This is a genomic window from Herbidospora sp. RD11066 (assembly GCF_054661255.1).
Genome location: NZ_BAAGDO010000001.1, coordinates 141,162 through 163,710, shown reverse-complemented (window position 1 = coordinate 163,710; position 22,549 = coordinate 141,162). Strand labels below are relative to the sequence as shown.

Below are 22,549 nucleotides of genomic sequence, written 5' to 3'. Positions count from 1 at the left end.
GCCACAGAAAACGATTCTGTGGATAACTCCTCGAAAGCAAATGCCAAAATACCGAGCAAGCCGGACTTTATGACTCGGCTTTCCCCATCTGTGATCCTGAATGACGGGGACTCATCGAAACGGCCCGGAGCGCCTTATCTCCGCGATCCTGGTCAGGCAGTAGCAGTAGCCCTGTTCGTTGACCGGCGCCAGTTCGATCATCTTCTCGAAGAACGTCGTGGCCTGATCGCACAGGGCGGAGCGGAACTCGTCCTCGGGCACCATGGCCGTCCGGGTCGTGCTCGCCCAGGTGAGGGAGACCTTCAGCATCCCCCGCCATCGCACGCGCTCGCATTTGAGCTTCAGGGGCTGGTCGGGGAAGTACGTCTCGGCCGAGTCGCCGGTCTCCAGCTCCTCCATCATGTTGACGATGTAGGCCCACAGCACATCGACGTCATCCCAAAGGGTCGTGTCCAGGATCGCGGTGCCGTCGATGACCAACTCGATCGCGCCCTCGATGTACCGCCCATCACCTGGGAGAACGTCCACATCGAGCACTCGAACGAAACCACCGCCGACCAGCAGATAACTCTCCACGACCACGTCCGCCAAGACGCCTCCTCTTGCCTCCGCCCTGGTGGGGACGGCATCCGAAATTGTCGGTGGCCCGGCCTAGTGTGGACGGGTACGTCGTCGGCCGTGAACAGCCGGACAGTCCCCGCCGGTGAGTGCGAGGCCATCCCTACGGAGCACCAGGAGGTCCCATGACGACCCTGCCCAACCGCCCGAACAGCGCGCTGCTCATCATCGATGTGCAGAACGGAGTGGTGGAGGGTGCGCTCCGCCGAGACGAAGTGATCGCCAACATCAACACTGTGATCGGCAAGGCCCGCGCGGAGGACGTTCCGGTCGTCTGGGTTCAGCATTCGGACGAGGGTCTCAAATACGGCAGCGACATCTGGGAGTACGTCCCCGAGCTGGCGCGGGAGGAGTCGGAGCCGCTGGTGCACAAGCTCTACGGCGACTCGTTCGAAGACACCGAGTTGGAGACCCTGCTCGCCGAACGTGGTGTGGGCCGTGTGATCGTCACGGGCGCCCAGACCGACGCGTGCATCCGCTCGACCATGCACGGCGCCTTCACCCGCGGCTACGACGTCACCCTCGTCGCCGACGCCCACACCACCGAAGACCTCACCGCCTACGGCGCCCCGCCGGTCGACCAGGTCATCGCCCACACGAACCTGTACTGGAAGTTCCAGTCCGCCCCCGGCCGCGAAACAGCCGTGGTCAACGCCGCCGACGTGACCTTCGCCGAGCCCGAGGAGAAGTGATCGACACGGCGGGAGCGCGGGAACCTACGCCCTAATTCGGCACAGGCGTTCAGAGCATCGGACTCATCATCCGTTGGTCGTTCACGTCACACTCGCGCCCCCGCCGACAGACCGGTTGCGGAACGATCACGTTCTCTCAACCGGCAGCGACCGGGCGAGCGCCTTCTGCTCCGCACGACGTGCGGAAAGCTCTTGGTGAAAAGGGCTGTGGCGGTTCTGATCAAGGTTGAGCGGCAGCACCAGCGACCGAATCAGCTGCTCCTCGATCTCCCAAGGACGGTCCGCGACCATCCAGACGACACGAGCATGCCGAGCCATCCACTCCGTGAGCCGCGCCTCCCCCTCACGGCCGAACGTCATGCGCTTACCACTCCCCACCCGGCGCAGACCGATCTCCAGCTCATCCGCCAGAAGACACCCAAGAGTCAGGCGAAGGGTCGAACCTTCCGCGTTGCCCCGATAGTGATACCGGACCCTGCTCCGGATCGTCTGCCGACTGGGGGCACGTCCGTTGACAGGTGGCGCCTTCGGCGAGATGCCCACATAGAGGAGCACCGCGTCCTGCCACACGTGACAGCCCTCCAGCGGCACACCAGGCGGCGCCGCCGTGAAATACCAGGCATAAACACCCGCAGCCGCCGGCATCGGGCAGTCCCGTGAGCGAATCTCCTCGGCCCTGTAAAGCCGGGCCGGATCGAGTAACGCTTCCACCCAAGACCCCCACACTGACGACGCTCACGCAGGTGAAACCGTGACCCCCACCACGCCAGGCCCCGTATGGACCCCGATCGCGGCCCCCATCTCCCCCACCCAAACTTCTCCCAGCTTGGGCACCCGCCCCCGCAACCTCTCCACCAACGACTCAGCCCGCGAAGCAGCCCCCAAATGCTGCACCCCCACGTTCACGAGCTCCTCCCCCGCCGCCACCACCGCCAGATCCTCCAGCCGCGCCAACGCCCGAGAAGCAGTCCGCACCTTCTCCAAAAGAGAAACAGCCCCGTCGTTCACATAAAGCAGCGGCTTAACGGAAAGCGCCGTCCCCCATAGCCCGGCCGCCACCCCGATCCGCCCACTCCGCCGCAGATACTCCAGCGTGTCCACGTAAAAGAACGACCGCGTCCCATAAGCACACCACCGCGCACCCGAAACCACCGCAGAAAGCGATTCCCCCCGAGCAGCCGAATGCGCCGCGGCCAGAACGGAGAACCCGAGCCCCATCCCCACCGACCGGCTGTCGACGACCTCGACGGGCAGAGGCGCGGACTGGGCGGCCAGACGAGCCGCGTCCACCGTCCCCGACAGCACCCCCGACAGGTGCACGGACACCACCCCCGTGGCGCCCCGGGCGGCCGCCGCCGCGTACACCTCGGCGAAGCGCGAAGGAGAAGGCCGGGAGGTCGTCACCCCACCAGGCTCACGCAAAGCACCGGAAACGGCCTCAGCGGAGATCTGGGCTCCGTCCAGGAACTCCTGTCCGCCGATGACCACGGTCACCGGCACCACCGCGATTCCGTACCGGGAAACCTCCCCGGGCGGGAGGTAGGCGGTCGAGTCGGTGACGACGGCGACCGTCATCTACTGCACGGGCACGCCGCCACGCCAGACGCGGCGCGGCTTCAGTCCGAAGGCCCAGGCGAAGGCGCCCTCGTGGTCGGCGTCCCACTGGACGATGTCGGCGAGCCGCCCGGGGGCCAGGATGCCCCGGTCGGGGGCTCCCAGGACCTGGGCGCCACCGAGGGTGGCGGCGCGCAGGGCGTCGCCGACGCTCATACCGAACGCGGCGACGGCGAGGCTGATGACGAGGGACATCGACGTGATGCCGCAGTGGCCGGGGTTGTGGTCGCTGCCGAGCGCGACCGGCACGTGCTGCGAGAGCAGGCGGCGGACCGGCGGGAGCGAGCCCTGCTGGAGGGCGGTGCCGGGGCAGACGACCGCGGGCACGCCGTAGCGGGCCATCAGCGCGATGTCCTCGTCGGTCACGTGGTGGAGCAGGTCGGCGGAGGCGCAGCCCATCTCGGCGGCGAGCTGCACGGCGCCGCGCTTGGCATAGGCGCCGGCGTGGACGCGCGGCAGCAGGCCGACGTTGCGGCCCGAGGCGAGCACCCAGCGGGCCTCCTCGGTGGAGAAGTGGCCGTCGTCGCAGTAGACGTCGACGGAGTCGGCGCCGGCCGCCGCGGCGTCGGCGCACCACGCCGCCACGGCCTCGACGTAGTCGCGCTGACGGCCGAAGTATTCCGGCGGGACCACGTGGGCGGCCATGAACGTCACGTGGACGCGCGGCATCATCGGTTCCTTCTCCAGTTCACGGAGAAGGCGCACGTCGGCGAGTTCGCCGTCGCGCGTGAGGTGGTAGCCCGTCTTGGCCTCGACGGTCGTGGTGCCGCTGAGGAGCCATTCGCGCAGCCGCTCGCGGACACCGTTGCACAGCGTCCAGGGGTCGGTGCCGCGCGTCACCGTGACGGTGGAGCCGATGCCGCCACCGGCGGCGGTGATCGCCGACGCCGACGAGCCACCCGACCGCATCGCCAGTTCGGCGTAGCGGTTGCCCGCGTAGACGGGGTGGGTGTGGGCGTCGATGAGGCCGGGCGTCACAAGGGCGCCGCCCAGGTTCTCCACCTGGTCGACGTCGGTGATGTCGTCGACGACTCCGGGGACCGATTGCGGCAGGTCGGCCGCCCGGCCGACCCAGGCGATGCGGTCGTTGTGGACGAGAATAGAAGCGTTGCTGCAGACATCGTGGCCGGTCCAGAGACGGCCGATGTTCGTGAGCAGCCGAACGGTCATCCGACCACCGCCAATGAGGACGCCAATGCCGTCGCCACTGGTGAACCCACTGGGTCCGCGCCGTGTCCGGACGTCATCGGGGGGTCTCCTGCTCTCATCGCGCACCGGGTTGTGCGATGGACCGATCGCCGGGGGGGTTACCTCGGCGATTTCAGTCCAGTTACGTTATTTCACAGGTCGGCTCGCTGTACAGGGTTATTGAGAAGAACGCCGGTTCGCCTCCTGGGCATCCGGTTGGCCCGTCCTGCTCTCCTGTCACGCCGGGACCCATTCCCCCAGGTAGGGCCCGGTAAAGCGCGCGTCCCCCACGCGTAACCACACTCACAGCGAAACTCGCCGCAAGTTTCGGCATATCGTACCAACGGCGAAGCATGCTAGCTACCGCCGCTTTCCTGCCGTTTTGCGGGAATGGTACGAAATTAGACGGTTTCTACCGGCTTGGCCACCCGGTCGAGCTCGTGGAGCAGGGCCGACGGGACCCGGGCGTGCAGAACCGTGCCGTCGCCGGTGTGGTCGACCGACAGGACCTCGCCCTCCTTGTGGGCCCGCGCGACCAGGTCGCCCCGGTCGTAGGGGACCAGCATGTGGATCTCGTGGTCGAGGTGCGGGAGCTCCTGCTCGATGAGGTCCATCAGCTCGGCGATGCCCTGGCCGGTGCGGGCGCTGACCACGATGCTGTGGCGCTCGCGCATCGTCAGGCGGTCGAGCACCTCACGGCTGGCGGCGTCGGCCTTGTTGATGACGACGATCTCGGGGATGTCGCGGGCGCCCTCGATCTCCGAGAACACCTCGCGGACGGCCGAGAGCTGCGACTCGGGGTCGGGGTGGGAGCCGTCGACCACGTGGAGGATCAGGTCGGCGTCGCCGACCTCCTCCAGGGTCGAGCGGAACGCCTCGACGAGCTGGTGGGGCAGGTGGCGCACGAACCCGACCGTGTCGGCCAGGGTGAACAGGCGGCCTTCGGGGGTGCGCGCGCGGCGTACCGTCGGATCGAGGGTGGCGAACAGGGCGTCCTCCACCAGCACACCCGCGCCGGTCAGGCGGTTGAGGAGCGACGACTTGCCCGCGTTGGTGTAACCCGCGATCGCCACGGCCGGCACCTCGCGGCGCTGGCGGCGGTTGCGCTTGGTGTCGCGCGCGGTCGACATCTCCTTGATCTGGCGGCGCAGCTTCGACATGCGCTCGCGGATGCGGCGCCGGTCGAGCTCGATCTTGGTCTCACCGGGGCCGCGGCCGCCGATGCCGACGCCGCCGGCCGCCCGGCCACCGACCTGACGGGACAGGTTGCCACCCCAGCCGCGCAGGCGCGGCAGCAGGTAGGAGAGCTGGGCCAGTTCGACCTGGGCCTTGCCCTCACGGCTCTTGGCGTGCTGGGCGAAGATGTCGAGGATCAGCGCGGTGCGGTCGATGACCTTGACCTTGACGACCTCTTCGAGCTGGCGGAGCTGACCGGGGCTCAGCTCACCGTCGCAGATCACGGTGTCGGCGCCGGTCGAGGCGACGATGTCGCGCAGTTCGACCGCCTTGCCGGAACCGATGTAGGTGGCGGGGTCGGGCTTGTCGCGTCGCTGCATGAGGCCTTCGAGGACCTCGGAACCGGCCGTCTCGGCCAGCAGCTTGAGCTCTTGGAGGGAGTTCTCCGCGTCGAAGACACTGCCGCTGGTCCAGACGCCGATCAGGACGACCCGTTCCAGACGGAGCTGCCGGTATTCGACTTCGGTGACATCTTCGAGCTCTGTCGAAAGACCCGCGACCCTCCGTAGCGCCTGACGCTCTTCGAGTTCGTAATCGCCGATGTCTTCGGGCTCGTTAGTCATATATGTCATTTCCCTTGTTAACAATGCGACACCACCGTGTCTTCCCACCGATGGTGGCACGACACGGGAATCCCCCGCATCACGTTAAGCTCCCAGCTCGGTGAGGATCCTGCGACTCTCGCCCGCCCAGTGGGCCAGGCCGAGGCGTTCGTGCAGCCCGAGCGCGGCCTCGGCGTGCCGCCGGGCCAGGTCGTGGTCGCCCATCGCGCGGGCCAGCCGCGCCAGGGGGAGGTGGGTGCTGCCGAGCGCGGCCGTGCCCGTCCCGCTCACCACGATTCTCTCGCTGTACGGCTTGAGTCTGCCGTACAGGAAGGAAGGGTCGGGCGTGCCCAGTCGGCTGGAGATCTCGGCCCAGAGCACGGTGAGGAAGCCGGTGCTCCAGTTGTCGGGGATCTCGGTGCCCCATTCGGCGATCATCCGGCGGGCCCCTTCGGCGTCGCCGACGTCGAGGGTGGCCAGGATCGCGGCCGGGCGGAGCGGGGTCATGTCGGGCTGCCGCGCGAACTCGACCAGCTCAGGGAGGATCTCGGCGGTCCGGCCCTGGGCGCGGCGCGAGATGAAGACGGTGACCAGGCGGGGGTAGTCGCGGCCCCACATGGTCGTGGCGCCGAGCAGGCCGCCGAACTCCCCGGCGAGGCGTTCGGCCTCGGCCCAGTCGCCGCGCAGGATCCGCATGGCCGATTCGGCGTTGAGCACCATCGCGGTGAGTTCGGGGCGCCGGGCCTCGGTGAGCAGGTGCCTGCAGCGGGCCAGGTCGTGTTCCCACTCGGCCAGGCGGCCGCCGCGCAGCAGGTTGGACATGCGGAAGACGCGGGCGACGATCTCGGTGCGGGCGGGCAGGCCGGGGATGGTGAGCATCTCGTCGGCGGCGGCGGTGCGCTCGGCCTCGCGTTCGCTGAGGTCGGCGATCACGAGGTAGTTGTTGATCGTGCGCACGCGCAGGTCGTCGTCGCCCGCCCTTCTGGCCAGTTCGACGGCCTCCGCCGCCATGGCCTCGCCTTCGGCGCGGCGGGGTGAGTAACCGAGTTCGAGGGCGAGCACGCCCAGTACGGCGGCCCGGTCGGCGAGGTCGAGGGGCTGGCGCAGCAGCCCTTCGAGCACGGCGACCACGCGTTCGTCGACCCAGCCGTAGGGCTGCCAGTTCCAGACGGTGGCGCTGCCGAAGACCGAGACGGCGCGGATCACCGCGGCCCGGTCGCCGAGTTCGTCGGCCAGGCCGATGGCGTCGAGCAGGACGACGCGGGCCTGCTGGGGGTCGCCGACGGCGCGCAGCGCCTGGCTGTGCTCGATGAGGAGGTCGCAGCGGCGGGCCGGGTCGCCGGGGCCGAGGGCGGTCAGGGCGCGGGCCCAGAAGGCGGCGGCCTCGTGGTAGGCGTGGCGGGTGGCCGACTGGCGGGCGGCCCGGATCGCGTATTCGACGGCCTTGTCCGCGCCGCCGACGCGGGCGGCCAGGCCGTAGTGGTGGGCCAGCGCGGAGACCTCGACGGCGGGCAGGCTCTCCAGGGCGGTGGCGGCGCGCAGGTGGAGGCGGGCGCGGGCGAGGCGGGACAGGCCCGCGTACAGGGCGTCGCGGACCAGGGCGTGGGAGAAGCGGTAGCCGTCGTCCGACTCGATCAGCAGGCCGGTGCCGACGGCCGGTTCGAGCAGCGACATCACCTGTTCGATGTCGGTGCCGGTGACGCGTTCGAGCACGTCGAGCTCGGCCTCGCGGCCGAGCACCGCGACCGCTCGCAGGACCTCCTGTGTGGGCTCGGGCAGCCGGGCGACGCGGCGTCCGATGACCTCCCGCACTCCGTCGGGCACCTCGGTCAGGCCGCGCTCGCTGTCGGCGAGCCGCAGGACCTCACCCAGGTAGAAGGGGTTGCCGCCGGTGCGTTCGTGGAGGCGTCCGGCCAGTGCGGGATCGTCGAGGTCGCGGCGGCGCAGGTAGGCCGAGACCTCGGCGGGGCTGAAGGGCCGCAGCGGCACCCGGTCGACCCCGAGTTCCCGGGAGAGCGCCCCGAGGGTGTCGCGCAGCAGGTCGCCGGGATCGGGCCGGAGGGTGACCAGGATCAGGACGGGCCGCCGGGACAGCTCTCCGGCGGCGAACTGGAGCAGACGCAGGGAGGCGGCGTCGGCCCAGTGGAGGTCGTCGAGGACCACGAGGGCGGGCAGCGGCGCCGCGGTGAGGTCGTCGACCACCCGGGCGTGCAGTTCGAACAGGGCCGCGCCGGGGTCGTCGGCCAGCGCCACGTCACCGGTGAGCAGCGACAGCGCGGTGTCCCTGCCGAGGTCGCGGAGCGCCTGGAGCCACGGCCAGAAGGCGGGCGCGCCGGTGTCCTCGGCGCAGCGTCCCCAGCCCACGGCCATCCCCCGGGCCTCGGCCTCCTCGGCGGCGGCCTGGGCGAGCCGGGTCTTGCCGACCCCGGCCTCCCCGGTCACGATCAGCACGCCGCCCTGGCCGCGCCGGACGGCCGACAGCCGCTCGTCGATCCGGGCGAGCTGCTCGCCCCGCGCGATCAGCCGTTCCCCGGGCACCTGCGGCGCGGGCGGCGCCGGGGCGGCGGTCACGGCGGGCGCGGGCCCGTCGAGGTCGGCCGACTGCCCGAACACCGCCTGTTCGAGCCGGCGCAGCTCGGGCCCGGGTTCGATGCCGAGCTCGCGGTCGAGGATCGTGCGGACCTGGCGGAGCGCGGCCAGCGCGTCGGCCTGGCGCCCGGCCCGGTAGAGGGCCAGCACGAGCAGGCCCCACATGCGTTCGCGATAGGGGTGCTCCTTGACGAGCGCCTCCAGGCCGGGGACGCACGACCCGCTCTCGCCGAGCGCCAGCCGGGCCTCGAAGCGGTCTTCGGTGGACGACACCCACAGGTCGGCCAGCCCGTCGATCACCGGCCGGGCGAAGGGGTAGGCGGCGAACTCCTCCAGCGGCTCGCCCCGCCAGACGGCGAGGGCCTGGTCGTAGGCCTGGAGGGCGCGGGCGTGCTGGCCCTGGGCCAGGAGGCGGCGCCCGTCGTCGGCCAGCGCCCGGAACCTGGCCAGGTCGACCTCGCCCGGCGCGACCGCCAGCAGATAGCCGGGCTCGCGGGTGAGCAGCACCTTGGGCGGGGTACGGGGCGCGCGGCCCGGTTCGAGGGCACGCCTGAGCTGGGAGATGTACGCCTGGAGCGTTCCGGTCGCACTCGAAGGGGCCTCGCCCGACCACAGCTCGTCGATCAGCCGGTCGAGGGAGACCACCCGGCCGGGATCGATCGCGAGCATGGCGAGCACGGCGCGCTGCTTGGGGGTGCCGATCTCGATGCGGCGTCCGTCGGCGTCCCGCACCTCCATGGGACCGAAGAGGCGAACGTCCATGAGCGTCACATTACGACCACTAGTGGGTCACTAGTCACCCCCAGCCCCACCGCAAACGGGTCAACCCAGAGTGGCGTCATGGATGACTTCACCACTGCGATCCGGGGCCGGGTGCTGGTGCCCGGCGACGACAGTTTCGAGACGGCCAGGCTGCCCTGGAACCGGGCCGTCGACCAGGGCGGCGTACGGCTCGTCGTGGTCCCCGAGGACGCGGCCGACGCCGCGGCGGCCGTGCGGTGCGCGCGGATGGCCGGGGTGCCGGTGGCGACCCAGCCCAACGGGCACGGCGCGGGCGGCGGCCTCGACGGCGAGGTGCTGCTCCGCACCCACCTGCTGCGCGGCGTGTCGGTCGACCCCCTCCGCCGGATCGCCCGCGTCGAGGCGGGCGCGAGCTGGGGCGAGGTGCAGGCCGCGGCGGCCGAGCACGGCCTGACCGGGCTGTGCGGCAGCTCCCCCGTGGTCAGCGCGACCGGGTATCTGCTCGGCGGCGGGCTGAGCTGGTTCGGGCGGAAGCACGGGTTCGGCGCGTCCAGTGTGCGGGCCTTCGAGGTGGTCGACGCCGACGGGCACCCCGCCCGGGTCACCGGTGACACCGACCCCGACCTGTTCTGGGCGCTTCGCGGCGGCGGCGGTGACTTCGCGCTGGTCACGGCGGTGGAGATCGAGCTGTTCCCGGCGCCGTCGATCTTCGGCGGCCGGTTGCTGTGGCCCTCGGAGCACGCCCCCGAGGTCCTGGACGCCTTCCGCGACGCCACCGCGACCGCCCCCGAGGAGCTCACGCTCTGGTTCAACCGGCTGGAGTTCCCGCCCTTCCCCGAGGTGCCGGAGCCGATCCGGGGCCTGTCGGCGGTCGTCCTGGACCTGGCCTACCTGGGCGCGGAGGCCGAGGGCCGGGCGCTGACCGACCGGCTGGCGGCGATCCCCGGCCTGATGATCGACTCGCGGCGCCCGCTGCGGGCCGGCGAGATGGGCTCGATCTGCAACGAGCCGACCGAACCAGGCGCGTCGATCTTCTCCGGGCAGATCCTGACCGGCCTGCCCGACGAGGCGGCCCGGACGATCCTGTCGGCCGCGGGAGGACCGATGGTGTCGGTGCAGGTCCGCCACCTGGGCGGCGCGCTCGCCCGGCCGTCGGAGACCCACGGCGCGCACGGCCACATCGCCGAGCCCTACCTGCTCGGCCTGCTCGGGGTGGCCCCGGCGCCGCCGGTGGCCGAGATGGTCACGCGGCGGCAGGCCGAGATCTCGCGGGAGCTCGTGCCGTACACGACCGGACGTAAGCCCTTCACCTATCTCGGCCCGGGAGAGAAGGCGGCGGCGGCGTTCCCGGCCGACGCGCTGGCCCGGCTGCGGGAGATCAAGCGGCGCCGCGACCCGCACGGGACCTTCCGCAGCAACTACCCCGTGCTGGCGTAGCGGTCGAGCAGGGCGCGGCTGCGCTCCACCAGGTGCGGGAGCCCGAGCCGGGTGTGGACGCCGAGCGCGGCGGCGGCGTGCTCCCCGGCCAGATCCGGCCGTCCGAGGGCGGCGGCCAGCTCGGCCAGGACCAGCCGCATCGAGCCCCAGCAGCTCACCGAGCTGCCCATCTCGACGAACCGGTCGGCGAGCGGTTCGAGCTCGGCGTATTTGGCGGCCGGGTCGGGGACCCCGATCCGGGCCGCGACCAGCCCCCAGCTCGCCGCGATGAAGTCGTGGCTCCAGTCGAGCGGGATCCAGCCGCTCCAGCGCTCGGCCAGCCGCCGGGCCTCCTCGATCCGGCCCGCGTCGATCGCGGCCAGCACGGCGATGGTGCGCATCGGGGCGTGCTCGGGCTCGTGGGCCGCCGCGATCAGCTCGTCGGCCAGTTCCCCCGCGCGGCCCTGGGCCTCGCGGGCCGTGTAGAGGTTGAGCAGGCGGCAGTCCTCCATGCCCCACATCGTGGTGAGGTCGAGGAGGCGGCCGGTGTCGGCGTAGAAACCGAGCGACTCGTCGAAGCGGCCGGCCAGCGCGGCGCCGGTCGACTCGGCCAGCCAGACCATGGCGGCCAGGTCGGGCCGGTGGACCTCGGCGAGCAGGTGGCGGCAGCGCCCGAGGTCGTCGGTCCAGGCCGCCAGGTCGCCCATCTGGAGGGTGACGACCATGCGCAGGATGCGGGCCACCAGCTCGGTGGATTTCGGCAGGCCGGGGAGCGCCAGCATCTCGTCGCAGTAGGCGACCCGCTGGGCCAGGCCGTCGTCGGTCCAGAAGGCGGTGATGGCGTTGTTGAGCGTCTGGGCGCGCAGGTCGGGGTCGCCGAGGCGGCGGGCGATCTCGACGGCCTCCATGGCGTGGGCGCGGCCTTCGAGGACGCGGGGGCCGTAGTGGAGCTCCAGGCTCAGGGTGCCGAGGAGGGCGGCGCGCTGATAGTCCTCCAGCGGGCCCGCGAGCAGGTCTTCGAGGGTGGCGACCATGCGGTCGTCGACGACGCCGTAGCGGCGCCAGTTCCAGACGGTGACGCCGCCGTAGACCATCGCGGCCTCGGCCATCGCCGAGCGGTCGCCCAGGGTCTCGGCCAGTTCGATGGCCTGCTCCAGCACGGCGTGGGCGCCCGAGACGTCGCCGGTGGCGCGCCGGGCCCGGCCGAGTTCGGTGAGCAGTTCGACGCGTTTGGCGGGGTCGGCGGCGCCGTGGGCGGCCAGCGCGCGCAGCCAGAGTTCGACGGCCTCGTCGTAGGCGCGCTGGGCGACGGCGCGGCGGGCGGCGCGGGCGGCGTACTCGACGGCCCGCTTGGCGCCGCCGACGCGGGCGGCCATGGCGAAGTGGTGGGCCAGCACCGGCAGGCGGGCGGTGACGTCGCCGCCGGGCAGCGACTCCATCGCCTCGCCCACCTTGAGGTGGAGGCGGGCTCTGGCCAGGCGGGGCAGCCCGGCGTAGAGGGCGTCGCAGACCAGGACATGGCTGAAGCGGTAGTCGAACCCGTCGGATTCGGACAGCAGGCCGACGGCGACGGCCGGTTCGAGCTCGTACATGACCTGGTCGGCGGGGTCCCCCGCGGCCACCGACAGCACGTCGAGCGAGACGTCGCGGCCGAGCGCCGAGGCGACCCGGAGGAGTTCCTGGCAGCGGTCGGGCAGCCGGGCGACGCGGCGGCCGATGACCTCGCGCACGCCGTCGGGCACCTCGGTCAGGCCGTGTTCGCTGTCCGCAAGGCGCAGGAGTTCGCCCAGGTAGAAGGGGTTGCCGCCGGTGCGCTGGTAGAGGGTCTCGGCCAAGGCGGGGTCGTCGCGGCCGAGGAAGGCGGCGACGTCGGCCACGCCGAAGGGCGGCAGCGGCAGGCGTTCGGTGCCGGGTTCGCGGGCCAGCCCGGCCAGGGTGCCGCTGAGCTGTTCGGGCTCGCGGCCGGGCTCGGGGCGCATCGTGGCCAGGATCAGCACCGAGCGCCGGTGCACCTGCCCGGCGGCGAAGGCCAGCAGGCGGAGCGAGGCGATGTCGGCGGCGTGCAGGTCGTCGAACACCACCACCGTCGGACCGCCCGCCACCAGCGCGCCGAACACCTTGTCGTGCAGGTCGTAGAGGGCGGCGCCGGGGTCGACGGTCGGCGTGGCGACGTCGCCGGACAGCAGCCCGGCGGCTTCCAGGCCGGGCTCGCCCAGTTCGCGGACCGCTTGGAGCCAGGGCCAGAACGCGGGCGCGGTGTCGCCCTCCGAACAGCGGCCCCACACCACCCGCAGGCCCAGATCCCTGGCCTCCTCGGCGGCGGTCCGGGCGAACAGCGTCTTGCCGATCCCGGCCTCGCCGGTGACCAGGACGATCCCGCCCCGGCCGCGCCGGGCGTCCATGACCCGTTCGGCCACCCGGGCGAGCTGCGGGCCGCGCGCGATCAGCCGGGGCGCCGTCGTGGTCACCGGCGCCACGACCGTGACCGGGGTCTCCGGGACGTATCCCGCCAGATCGGCCGACTGCTCGAAGACCGCCTTCTCGATCCGCCGCAGGTCGGGGCCGGGCTCGATGCCGAGTTCGTCGGCCAGCAGGGCGCGTACCCGCCGGATGGCGGCCAGCGCGTCGGCCTGCCGCCCCGACCGGTAGAGGGCCAGCACCAGCAGCCCCCACATCCGCTCCCGGTAGGGATGCGCCTGGACGAGTCTCTCCAGGTCGGCCACGCACGAGGCGGCGTCGCCGAGCGCCAGGCGGGCGTCGAGCCGGTCTTCCGACGCCGAGGCGTACACCTCGGACAGGCGGGCGGCGACGGGCCGGGCGAACTCGTAGTCGGAGAACTCGGCCAGCGGCTCGCCGCGCCAGGTGCCGAGCGCCTTGTCGAGGGTCTCCAGCGCGCCACGATGGTCGCCCCTGACCAGCATCCGGCGCCCGTCTTCGGCCAGGCGGGTGAACCTGGCCAGGTCGACCTGCCCCGGCGGCACCGCCAGCAGGTAGCCGGGCTCCTTGGTCAGCAGGATCTTCGGCGGCGTACGCGGCGCGCGGCCCGGTTCCAGGGCCCGGCGCAGGTGCGAGATGTACGCCTGGAGCGTCCCCGTCGCGCTGGAGGGCGCCTCGTCGGCCCACAGTTCGTCGATCAGCCGGTCGAGCGGCACGATGTGCCCGGCCTCCAGGGCCAGCAGCGCCAGGACGGCCCGCTGTTTGGGCGGGCCCAAATCAAGCGGCCCGCCGTTCCCCGGACGGACCTCCAAGGGCCCGAACAGGCGAAAGAACAGCGGTTCCACGGTTCTCCTTGCATCGATCGACGCCCACACTACGACCGATTCGCACCCCTTCAAAGCGGCTTCAAGTCACTCTCCAACCGCATCGCAACTCGACCCCAAACCCCCGCACGGATCCTCGATCCAGACGAACGAGGAGGAACCATGATCAACGACTTGCGGCAGGTAGTCAGGGGCCGGGTGCTCACCACCGGCGACGAGGGTTTCGAGCGGGCCCGTGAGCCCTGGGACGGCGCCGTCGACCAGCGCGTGCTGGCCGTCGTGGAGGCCGAGGACGCCGCCGACGTGGCCGCCGTGGTCCGCCACGCGAGCCTCTACGGCCTGGCGATCGCCACCCAGCCCAACGGCCACGCGCCCTCGGCCGGGTTCGACGGGACGATCCTGCTGCGCACCTCCCGGATGCGCGCGGTGCACGTGCGGCCCGAGGAGCGGGTGGCCCGGGTGGAGGCCGGGGCGTCGTGGCAGGAGGTGCTGACCGCCGCCGCCAAGCACGGCCTGACCGGTCTGGCCGGCAGCACCGGCGCGGTCAGCGTGACCGGGTTCGTGCTGGGCGGCGGGCTGAGCTGGTTCGGCCGCAAGCACGGCTTCGCCGCCAACAACGTGGTCGCCTTCGAGCTGGTGGACGCCCAGGGCGAGCACCGCCGGGTGACCGGCGACACCGACCCCGACCTGTTCTGGGCGCTGCGCGGAGGCGGCGGCGACTACGCGATCGTCACCGCCGTCGAGATCAATCTGTTCCCCGCGCCCGAGCTGTTCGGCGGCCGCCTCATGTGGCCGGCCGCCCGCGCCGCCGAGGTGCTGACCGCCTTCCGCGAGGCCACCCGCACCGCCCCCGACGACCTCACCCTGTGGTTCACCCTGCTCCAGCTCCCGCCGCTCCCCGAACTGCCCGAGCCGCTGCGCGGCCTGTCGGCGGTCTGCCTGGACGTCACCTACCTCGGCGGCGAGGAGCGGGCCCGTGAGCTGCTGGCCCGCTTCGACGCGATCCCCGGCGCGGTCATGGACACCCGCGGCATGATGCCGGTCGACCGGCTCGGCGAGATCTGCATGGAGCCGACCGACCCCACCCCCGCGCTGGTCACCTCACACCTGCTCACCGACCTCGACGAGCGGGCCGCGACCACGCTGCTCGCCGCGACCGGCCCCGGCACGGTCGCCCCGCTCGCCTTCGTCATGATCCGCCACCTCGGCGGCGCCCTGGCGGTCGAGAGCCCCGACGCGGGCGCCTGCGGTCATCTGACCGAGAAGTACCAGGTCCACGCGGCCGGGATGCTGATCTGGCCGGAGATGGCCGGGCCGATCGTGGAGCGGCAGGCCTCGATCGCGCGGGCACTGGAGCCCTGCACGTCCGACCGCAAGGTCTTCACGTTCCTCGGCCACGACGAACCGGCCGACCACGCCTTCCCCGTGGAAACGCTCACCCGGCTCCGCCGGATCAAGACCCGGCGGGACCCCCTGGGCACGTTCCGCAGTAACCACCCCGTGAGCTGAACTAGAGCTTGAGGACCTTGCTGTCGCCCGAACCGGTCTGGATGACGATCTTCTTGGCGGCGGCCGGGTCGTTGGTGACCTCGACGACCCGCTCGCCCGAGCCGGTGTGGAGGGTGGCGTGGTAGCTGCCGCCGGGGACCCACGCGATGCCGTCGCCCGAACCGGTCTGGATGTCGACCGAGTCGGGGGCGGCGCCGAACTTGGCCTCGACGGTGCCCGAACCGGCCTCGGCGACGAAGGTCTTGCCCAGCAGGCCGGAGGCGTCGACCTCGCCCGAGCCCGTCGAGACGTCGACCGGGCCGCTGAGGGCGCGCAGCGTGATCTCGCCGGAACCGGTGTCGACGTTGACGTCGAGGCCCTTGGGGACCTCGACGGTGTAGTCGATCGAGCAGTCGCCGCACTTGTAGGAGAGGGTCAGAGTGCCGTCGCCGACCTTGTGGCCGTCGGTCGGCTTGTCGCCCCGGTAGTGGAGGGTCTCGGTCACCGAGACGCCGGTGCGGTCGGACTCGTTGACGACCACGTCGCCCGAGCCGGCCTCGATGCGGAGTTTGGTGACGGCGTCTTTGACGTCGTACTTCTCGACGGCCTCGTTGCGCGGCCCGAAATCGAGGTCGAAGTCGAGGTCGCCACAGGCGGTCAGGAGCAGCGCGGATCCGGCCAGCAGACCCGCTGCCGCGAGGCTCTTCATTCTCATGCCATCAGTCTGGGAGCGCCGGAGCCCCGGTCCCATCGGGGATGGCCCCCAGGACTCCCTGACCGGACCCTCAGGAACGCCCTCTGATAATCTTCCATTGGACAGAATCGAGTTTCCATAGAGTGGAAAAGAGTGGGGCGAATGACGAACGGCGTTGAGATCAACGGCCCGATGTCCGACCGATTCGACGAGATCCTCACCCCCGAGGCCCTCGCCTTCGTGGCGGAACTCCACCGGGCCTTCGACGCCCGCCGCCGCGACCTGCTGGCCGCCCGTCAGACCCGCCAGGCCGAGCTGTCGGCGGGGGGCACGCTCGGGTTCCTGCCCGAAACCGAGGAGATCAGGCGCGGCGACTGGCAGGTGGCGCCCCCGGCGTTCGGCCTCGAAGACCGCCGGGTCGAGATCACCGGCCCGGTCGACCGCAAGATGACCATCAACGCCCTCAACTCGGGCGCCCGCGTGTGGCTGGCCGACTTCGAAGACGCCAACTCCCCCACGTGGGACAACAACATCAACGGCCAGCTCAACCTGCGGGCCGCGCTCGACCGTGAGATCGACTTCGAGAGCGGCGGCAAGGCCTACACGCTCAGGCCCGACGAGGAACTGGCCACGATCGTGGTCCGCCCGCGCGGCTGGCACCTCGACGAGAAGCACCTGACCGTCGACGGCCAGCCGGTCTCCGCCTCGCTCTTCGACTTCGCGCTCTACTTCTTCCACAACGCGCGCCGCCTGCTGGCCAAGGGCAAGGGGCCCTACTTCTACCTCCCGAAGATCGAGTCGCACCTGGAGGCCCGCCTCTGGAACGACGTCTTCGTCGCCGCCCAGAACGCGGTCGGGCTGCCCCTGGGCACCGTCAGGGCCACGGTCCTCATCGAGACCTACCCGGCGGCCTTCGAGATGGAAGAGATCCTTTACGAGTTGCGCGACCACTCCGCCGGTCTCAACGCCGGCCGGTGGGACTACCTGTTCAGCGTGATCAAGAAGTTCCGCACGCGTGGCCGCGAGTTCCTGCTCCCCGAACGCAACACCGTGACGATGACGGCGCCCTTCATGCGGGCGTACACGGAACTGCTGGTGCGGACCTGCCACAAGCGCGGCGCCCACGCCATCGGCGGGATGGCCGCCTTCATCCCCTCCCGCAGAGACCCGGAAGTGAACGCGGTCGCCCTGGAGAAGGTCCGCGCCGACAAGACCCGCGAGTCGGGCGACGGCTTCGACGGCTCGTGGGTGGCCCACCCCGACCTGGTGCCGATCTGCGAAGAGGTCTTCGACGGCGTGCTCGGCGACAAGCCGAACCAGCTCGACCGCAAGCGCGAAGAGGTCTCCGTCACCGCCGAAGACCTGCTGTCGGTCTCCAAGACGCCCGGCGAGATCACCGAGACCGGCCTGCGCAACAACGTCGACGTCGCCCTGCGCTATCTGGCGGCCTGGATGGGCGGCAGCGGCGCGGTGGCCATCCACAACCTGATGGAGGACGCCGCCACCGCCGAGATCTCCCGGTCGCAGATCTGGCAGTGGATCCACAACGACATCGAGCTCGCCGACACCCGCGAGGTGGTCACCAAGGAGCTCGTCGAGCGGATCATCGACGAGGAACTCGGCAAAATCAGAAAAGAGCCGATCTGGGACGAAACCCTGTTCACCCAGGCCACCGCGCTGTTCAAGCAAGTTGCCCTTGACGATGACTTCGCCGAGTTTTTGACCCTTCCGGCGTATTCTCAGATGCCGTGACGGTGCTCGACCGGCTCGACGCGCTCTTTCCGCCCGACCGGGTCATCACCGACCCGGTCAGGCTGCGGACCTACGAGTGCGACGGCCTCACCTACCACCGCGCGACCCCGATGGTCGTGGTCCTGCCGGAGACCACGGAGGAGATCGCGGCGGTGGTCAAGGTCTGCGCCGAGTTCGGCGTGCCGTTCGTGGCGCGCGGCTCGGGCACGGGGCTGTCGGGGGGCGCACTGCCCCGCTCAGACGGGGTCCTCATCGTGACGTCGCGGATGCGGCGGATCCTCTCGATCGACCTCGACCAGCGCCGGGCGGTGGTCGAACCGGGGGTCACCAACCTGGCGATCACCGAGGCGGTCCGCGCCCAGGGCTACTACTACGCGCCCGACCCGTCGAGCCAGCAGATCTGCTCGATCGGCGGCAACGTGGCCGAGAACTCGGGCGGGGCCCACTGCCTCAAATACGGGTTCACCGTGAACCACGTCCTGGCCCTGGAGATCGTCACCCCCGAGGGGGAGATCGTCGAGATCTCCGAAGACGACTTCGGCTACGACCTGCTCGGCGCGTTCGTCGGGTCGGAGGGCACGCTCGGCATCGCCACCAAGATCACCGTCAGGCTGATGCGCGCCCCCGAGTCGGTGACCACCCTGCTGGCCGCTTTCGCGTCGATCGAGGCGGGCGGCCAGGCGGTGTCGTCGATCATCGGCGCGGGCATCCTGCCCGCCGCCATCGAGATGATGGACGCCCTCGCCATCGAAGCCGCCGAGGCCGCCGTGGCCTGCGGTTATCCCGCCGACGCCGGGGCGGTGCTGATCGTCGAGCTCGACGGCCCCTGTTCCGAGGTCGAGGCCCAGTTGGCCGAGGTGATCGCGATCTGCGTGGGTACCGGCTCGTTCGAGCAGCGGGTGGCCGCCTCGGCCGACGAACGGGCGAAGATCTGGAAGGGCCGCAAGTCGGCGTTCGCGGCCGTGGGCCGGATCAGCCCGGCCTACATCGTCCAAGACGGCGTCGTGCCCCGGACCTCCCTCGGTGAGGTGCTGGCCGGGATCGACGCGCTGCAGGCCGAGTTCGGCATCCGGGTCGCCAACGTCTTCCACGCCGGCGACGGCAACCTCCACCCGCTGGTGCTCTTCGACGACGCCGCCCCCGGCGAGGGCGAGCGCGCCGAGATCGTCAGCGGGCGGATCCTCGACCTGTGCATCCTGCACGGCGGCTCGATCACCGGCGAACACGGCGTGGGCGTCGACAAGGCCCGTTACATGCCGCGCATGTTCACCGACGCCGACCTCGACACCATGCAACGTCTGCGCTGCGCCTTCGACCCCGGCGGCCGGTCCAACCCCGGCAAGGTCTTCCCGACGCCGAGGCTGTGCGGCGAGGTGCCCCGCGTCCACAAGGGCTCACCCGGGGAGATCTTCTGATGCTCGGCCACACGGGAGTGATGATCCGCGACGGCGGCCCGCTCGACGCGGTCGGCGGGGTGGTGCCGCGCTGGGTCGCCCGGCCCGAGAGCGTCGACGAGATCTCCGTCATCCTGGGCGCCTGCGCCGACGCCGGGCTGTCCGTGACCCCCGCCGGGGGCCGCAGCAAGCTCGGCTGGGCGGCGCCGCCCGAGCGGGCCGACGTCCTGCTCGACCTGTCGGCGATGCACGAGGTGCTCGAACACGTGGCCGGTGACCTGGTGGTCAGGGTGCAGGCGGGCATCCCCGTCGCCCGGCTGGCCGAGGTGCTGGCCAAGGCGGGGCAGGAGCTCGCGCTCGACGTCCCGTTCGCCGAGGCGACCATCGGGGGGACCCTGGCCGCGCCGTGTCCCGGCCCCCGGGCCTTCCGCTACGGCAACGCCCGCGACCTGCTGATCGGGGTGACGGTCGTGCTGTCCGACGGCACGGTCGCCAAGGCCGGCGGCAAGGTCGTGAAGAACGTCGCCGGATACGACCTCGGCAAGCTGTTCACCGGCTCCTACGGGACGCTCGGGGTGATCGCCGAGGCGACCTTCCGGCTCCACCCGATCCCGGCCGACCGCCGCTGGCTCTATTTCGAGTGCGAGAGCTGGGAGGACGCTTCGGCCCTGCTGAAGTCGCAGCTCGAACCGAGCGCGGTCGAGATCGACCATCCGTTCAATGAGTTGTCGACGGTGGCTGCGCTGTTCGAGGGCCCCGCGTCCGAGCAGCGCGCTCTGGCTGCGCGGGAGCTGTTCGGCGGTGGCGACGTCCACACCGAGGCTCCGCCGTGGTGGGGGCGGCCACCCGGCGAGCCGTTGTACTCACTGCGGTGCCGGGTGGCACCGTTCGTCCCAGATGGGGTGTCGGTACGCGGCTCGCTCGCCACCGGTGTCTACCTGGCCTCCGGATCGACCGACCTCGACGCCTGGCGGGCGGAACTGCCCGACCACGCCCGGCTGGTCGGCCTGTCCGGGGAGTTCGGCGGCGACCGGTGGGGGCCGGTTCCCTCGCTACCGTTGATGCGGCGGGTCAAGGAGCGGTTCGACCCCGAGCGGCGCATGTCGCCCGGACGGCTCGCGGGAGGCATCTGAGATGGACCCAGAGCTCATCAAGGACTGCGTGCACTGCGGGTTCTGCCTGCCGACGTGCCCGACCTACGTGCTGTGGGGCGAGGAGATGGACTCCCCTCGCGGCCGCATCCACCTGATGGCCCAGCACAACCAGGGCGCCCCGATGTCGCCCGAGATGGCGGGCCACTTCGACGCCTGCCTCGGCTGCATGGCGTGCGTGACGGCGTGCCCTTCGGGGGTGCAGTACGACAAGCTCATCGAGCACACCCGGCCGGTCGTCGAACGCGAGCACTCCCGGGCGCCCGCCGACCGGGCGGTCCGCGCGCTGGTGTTCGGCCTGTTCCCCTATCCCCGGCGGCTGCGGCTGATCAAGCCGTTCACCCGCCTGAACCGCCGTCTGGCGCCGTTCCTCGAACGCGTGCACCCCACGCTGGGCGCGCTGGCCGAGCTGACCCCGCCCAGGTCGCGGACCCGGGTGCTGCCTCCGCTCGTCCGCGCGCGAGGACGGCGGCGAGCCCGGGTCGGCCTGCTGACCGGCTGCGTGCAGGGGGCGTTCTTCCCCGACGTGAACCGGGCCACCGCCCGGGTGCTGGCGATGGAGGGGTGCGACGTCGTCATCCCGCCCGGCCAGGGGTGCTGCGGTGCGCTGTCCCTCCACTCCGGGTACGACGCCCACAAGTTCGCCCGGCGGACCATCGAGACGTTCGAGAAGGCCGGGGTCGACACCGTCGTGGTCAACGCCGCCGGATGCGGGTCGTCGATGAAGGACTACGCCGACGTGCTGGCCGACGACCCCGGCTGGCAGCGCCGGGCCGAATGCCTGAAGGTGCGCGACCTGGCCGAGTTCCTGGTCGAACTGGGCCCGGTGGCGGTGCGGCATCCGCTGCCGGTGACGGTGGCCTACCACGACGCCTGCCACCTGGCCCATGCTCAGGGGGTGCGGTCGCAACCTCGTGAACTCCTCGGTGAGATCCCCGACCTGAAGGTGCGGGAGATCTCCGAGTCGGCGATCTGCTGCGGGTCGGCCGGAACCTACAACCTGTTCCAGCCCGTCGCCGCCCGCGACCTCGGCGAACGCAAGGCGAGCCGGGTCGACGAAACCGGCGCCGACCTGCTCGTCTCCGCCAACCCCGGGTGCACCATGCAGATCACCGCCGCCATGCGCCGGATGGGGCTCCCGGTGATGCCGGTCGCCCACACCGCCCAGGTCCTCGACGCCTCGCTGCGCGGGCTCGGGGCGGTGCGGTGAGCGTCCAGTCGGTCGAGCGCGCGCTCGACATCCTCGAAGCCCTCGCCGACCACGGTGGTGAGGCCGGCCTGTCGGAGATCGCCGCCCGCACCGGCCTGCCCTACGGCACCATCCACCGCCTGCTGCAGACGCTGCTGTCCCGTGGCTACGTGCGCCAGGAGTCCGACCGCCGTTACGCGCTGGGCGGCGCCCTCGTGCGGGTCGGCGGCGCGGCCGAGCGGCTGGTCGGCGCCTGGGCCGAGCCCTACCTGACCAAGATGGTGGAACTGTCCGGCGAGACGGCCAACATGGCCGTCCTCGAAGGCGACTTCGTGGTGTACGTCGCCCAGGTGCCCTCCCCCCGGAGGCTGCGCATGTTCGCCGAGGTGGGGCGGCGGGTGCTCCCCCACAGCACGGCGGTCGGCAAGGTCCTGCTGGCCGACCACCCCAACGCGGCCGCCGTCTTCGAACGCACCGGCCTGCCCCGGCGCACCGGCCAGACCATCACGTCGATCCCGGCGATGATGACCGAACTGTCGGCGGTCGCCCACCGGGGTTACGCGATGGACCTGGGCGAGGAGGAGTCGGGCGTCCACTGCCTGGCCGTTCCGGTGGCCGACGGCTCGCGGGTGGTCGCGGCGATGTCGGTCTCCGGCCCGTCCGAGCGGATCTCCGCCCTCGACCGCGACGAGCTGGCCCGGGGCCTGCGGAAGATCGCCGACGACTTCGGCGCGGAGGTCTTCGGAGCCCGAGGTTAGGGTTGACGGCATGTGCCGAAGCATCAAAACCCTCCGCCCGCCGTTCACCGAAGACGTGACCGAGAACGACGTCGAGGCGGCCGCGCTCCAATACGTCCGCAAGATCAGCGGCTTCCGCGCCCCGGCGGCCCACAACGAGGCCGCCTTCAACGCGGCCGTCGCCGAGATCACCGCCGCCAGCGCGAAACTGCTGGCCGCTTTGGAGGTCAGGGGCGCGAAAGCGTAAC

The 22,549-nt window shown here is 71.4% G+C and carries 17 protein-coding genes; 9 read left to right on the top strand and 8 right to left on the bottom strand.

Translation table 11 applies throughout. The features are described from left to right. Nucleotides 1-111: 111 nt before the first annotated feature. Complete coding sequence (locus ACYQ78_RS00690) at nucleotides 112-591, bottom strand: hypothetical protein (RefSeq protein WP_459798652.1); 480 nt, start codon at nucleotides 589-591, stop codon at nucleotides 112-114. 152 nt (nucleotides 592-743) lie between these two features. On the opposite strand from ACYQ78_RS00690, the gene ACYQ78_RS00685 reads away from it, so the two are divergent. Next, nucleotides 744-1,310, top strand: a complete 567-nt coding sequence (locus ACYQ78_RS00685) for a cysteine hydrolase family protein (RefSeq protein ID WP_459798651.1) — start codon at nucleotides 744-746, stop codon at nucleotides 1,308-1,310. Nucleotides 1,311-1,436: 126 nt separating this feature from the next. Here ACYQ78_RS00685 and ACYQ78_RS00680 read toward each other — a convergent pair whose 3' ends face one another. The 5 genes from ACYQ78_RS00680 to ACYQ78_RS00660 all read right to left on the bottom strand — a co-directional run bounded on the left by ACYQ78_RS00680 (nucleotide 1,437) and on the right by ACYQ78_RS00660 (nucleotide 9,241). Beyond that, nucleotides 1,437-2,021, bottom strand: coding sequence for a GIY-YIG nuclease family protein (locus tag ACYQ78_RS00680; protein WP_459798650.1), 585 nt, complete (start codon nucleotides 2,019-2,021; stop codon nucleotides 1,437-1,439). 24 nt (nucleotides 2,022-2,045) lie between these two features. Beyond that, on the bottom strand, nucleotides 2,046-2,885 hold the full coding sequence (locus ACYQ78_RS00675) for a DegV family protein (protein WP_459798649.1): 840 nt from the start codon (nucleotides 2,883-2,885) through the stop codon (nucleotides 2,046-2,048). Then, a complete protein-coding gene (gene hutI / locus ACYQ78_RS00670) occupies nucleotides 2,886-4,094 on the bottom strand; it encodes an imidazolonepropionase (protein ID WP_459798648.1) in 1,209 nt (402 codons plus the stop codon). Nucleotides 4,095-4,513: 419 nt separating this feature from the next. Further along, nucleotides 4,514-5,911 carry a GTPase HflX gene (gene hflX / locus ACYQ78_RS00665; protein WP_459798647.1) on the bottom strand — a complete coding sequence of 466 codons (1,398 nt, stop codon included), beginning with the start codon at nucleotides 5,909-5,911 and terminating at the stop codon, nucleotides 4,514-4,516. Between the two features lie 84 nt (nucleotides 5,912-5,995). Further along, entirely contained in the window at nucleotides 5,996-9,241 is a 3,246-nt protein-coding gene (locus tag ACYQ78_RS00660; protein ID WP_459798646.1) for a BTAD domain-containing putative transcriptional regulator, read from the bottom strand. A gap of 78 nt (nucleotides 9,242-9,319) precedes the next feature. Between ACYQ78_RS00660 and ACYQ78_RS00655 the strand changes: the two genes are divergently transcribed. After that, the gene (locus tag ACYQ78_RS00655; RefSeq protein ID WP_459798645.1) at nucleotides 9,320-10,657 is read left to right on the top strand and encodes an FAD-binding oxidoreductase; all 1,338 of its coding nucleotides are present in this window, start codon (nucleotides 9,320-9,322) and stop codon (nucleotides 10,655-10,657) included. On the opposite strand, the gene ACYQ78_RS00650 is transcribed toward ACYQ78_RS00655, so the two are convergent. After that, nucleotides 10,639-13,917 (bottom strand): BTAD domain-containing putative transcriptional regulator, encoded by a 3,279-nt coding sequence (locus ACYQ78_RS00650; protein WP_459798644.1) that lies wholly within the window; start codon nucleotides 13,915-13,917, stop codon nucleotides 10,639-10,641. The genes ACYQ78_RS00655 and ACYQ78_RS00650 overlap by 19 nt on opposite strands. A gap of 141 nt (nucleotides 13,918-14,058) precedes the next feature. Here ACYQ78_RS00650 and ACYQ78_RS00645 point away from each other — a divergent pair, with 141 nt between their 5' ends. Continuing rightward, nucleotides 14,059-15,405, top strand: a complete 1,347-nt coding sequence (locus ACYQ78_RS00645; RefSeq protein ID WP_459798643.1) for an FAD-binding oxidoreductase — start codon at nucleotides 14,059-14,061, stop codon at nucleotides 15,403-15,405. 1 nt (nucleotide 15,406) lies between these two features. Here the strand turns inward: ACYQ78_RS00645 and ACYQ78_RS00640 are convergent, their stop codons facing one another. Next, a complete protein-coding gene (locus tag ACYQ78_RS00640; protein WP_459798642.1) occupies nucleotides 15,407-16,099 on the bottom strand; it encodes a DUF4097 family beta strand repeat-containing protein in 693 nt (230 codons plus the stop codon). A 141-nt stretch (nucleotides 16,100-16,240) separates the two neighbouring features. Here ACYQ78_RS00640 and aceB point away from each other — a divergent pair, with 141 nt between their 5' ends. Genes aceB through ACYQ78_RS00610 form a run of 6 tightly spaced genes read left to right on the top strand, consistent with a single transcriptional unit; the run spans nucleotide 16,241 to nucleotide 22,548 of the window. After that, nucleotides 16,241-17,830 (top strand): malate synthase A, encoded by a 1,590-nt coding sequence (gene aceB / locus ACYQ78_RS00635; RefSeq protein ID WP_459798641.1) that lies wholly within the window; start codon nucleotides 16,241-16,243, stop codon nucleotides 17,828-17,830. Further along, a complete protein-coding gene (locus tag ACYQ78_RS00630; protein ID WP_459798640.1) occupies nucleotides 17,827-19,245 on the top strand; it encodes an FAD-linked oxidase C-terminal domain-containing protein in 1,419 nt (472 codons plus the stop codon). Before aceB ends, ACYQ78_RS00630 begins: the two co-directional genes overlap by 4 nt. Continuing rightward, nucleotides 19,245-20,357 (top strand): FAD-binding oxidoreductase, encoded by a 1,113-nt coding sequence (locus ACYQ78_RS00625; RefSeq protein WP_459798639.1) that lies wholly within the window; start codon nucleotides 19,245-19,247, stop codon nucleotides 20,355-20,357. The genes ACYQ78_RS00630 and ACYQ78_RS00625 overlap by 1 nt, the downstream gene beginning before the upstream one ends. Before the next feature lies 1 nt (nucleotide 20,358). Then, nucleotides 20,359-21,585, top strand: a complete 1,227-nt coding sequence (locus tag ACYQ78_RS00620) for a (Fe-S)-binding protein (protein ID WP_459798638.1) — start codon at nucleotides 20,359-20,361, stop codon at nucleotides 21,583-21,585. Next, nucleotides 21,582-22,322, top strand: a complete 741-nt coding sequence (locus ACYQ78_RS00615; RefSeq protein ID WP_459798637.1) for an IclR family transcriptional regulator — start codon at nucleotides 21,582-21,584, stop codon at nucleotides 22,320-22,322. Before ACYQ78_RS00620 ends, ACYQ78_RS00615 begins: the two co-directional genes overlap by 4 nt. Before the next feature lie 10 nt (nucleotides 22,323-22,332). After that, the gene (locus ACYQ78_RS00610; protein WP_459798636.1) at nucleotides 22,333-22,548 is read left to right on the top strand and encodes a DUF2277 domain-containing protein; all 216 of its coding nucleotides are present in this window, start codon (nucleotides 22,333-22,335) and stop codon (nucleotides 22,546-22,548) included. Nucleotide 22,549: the final 1 nt, after the last annotated feature.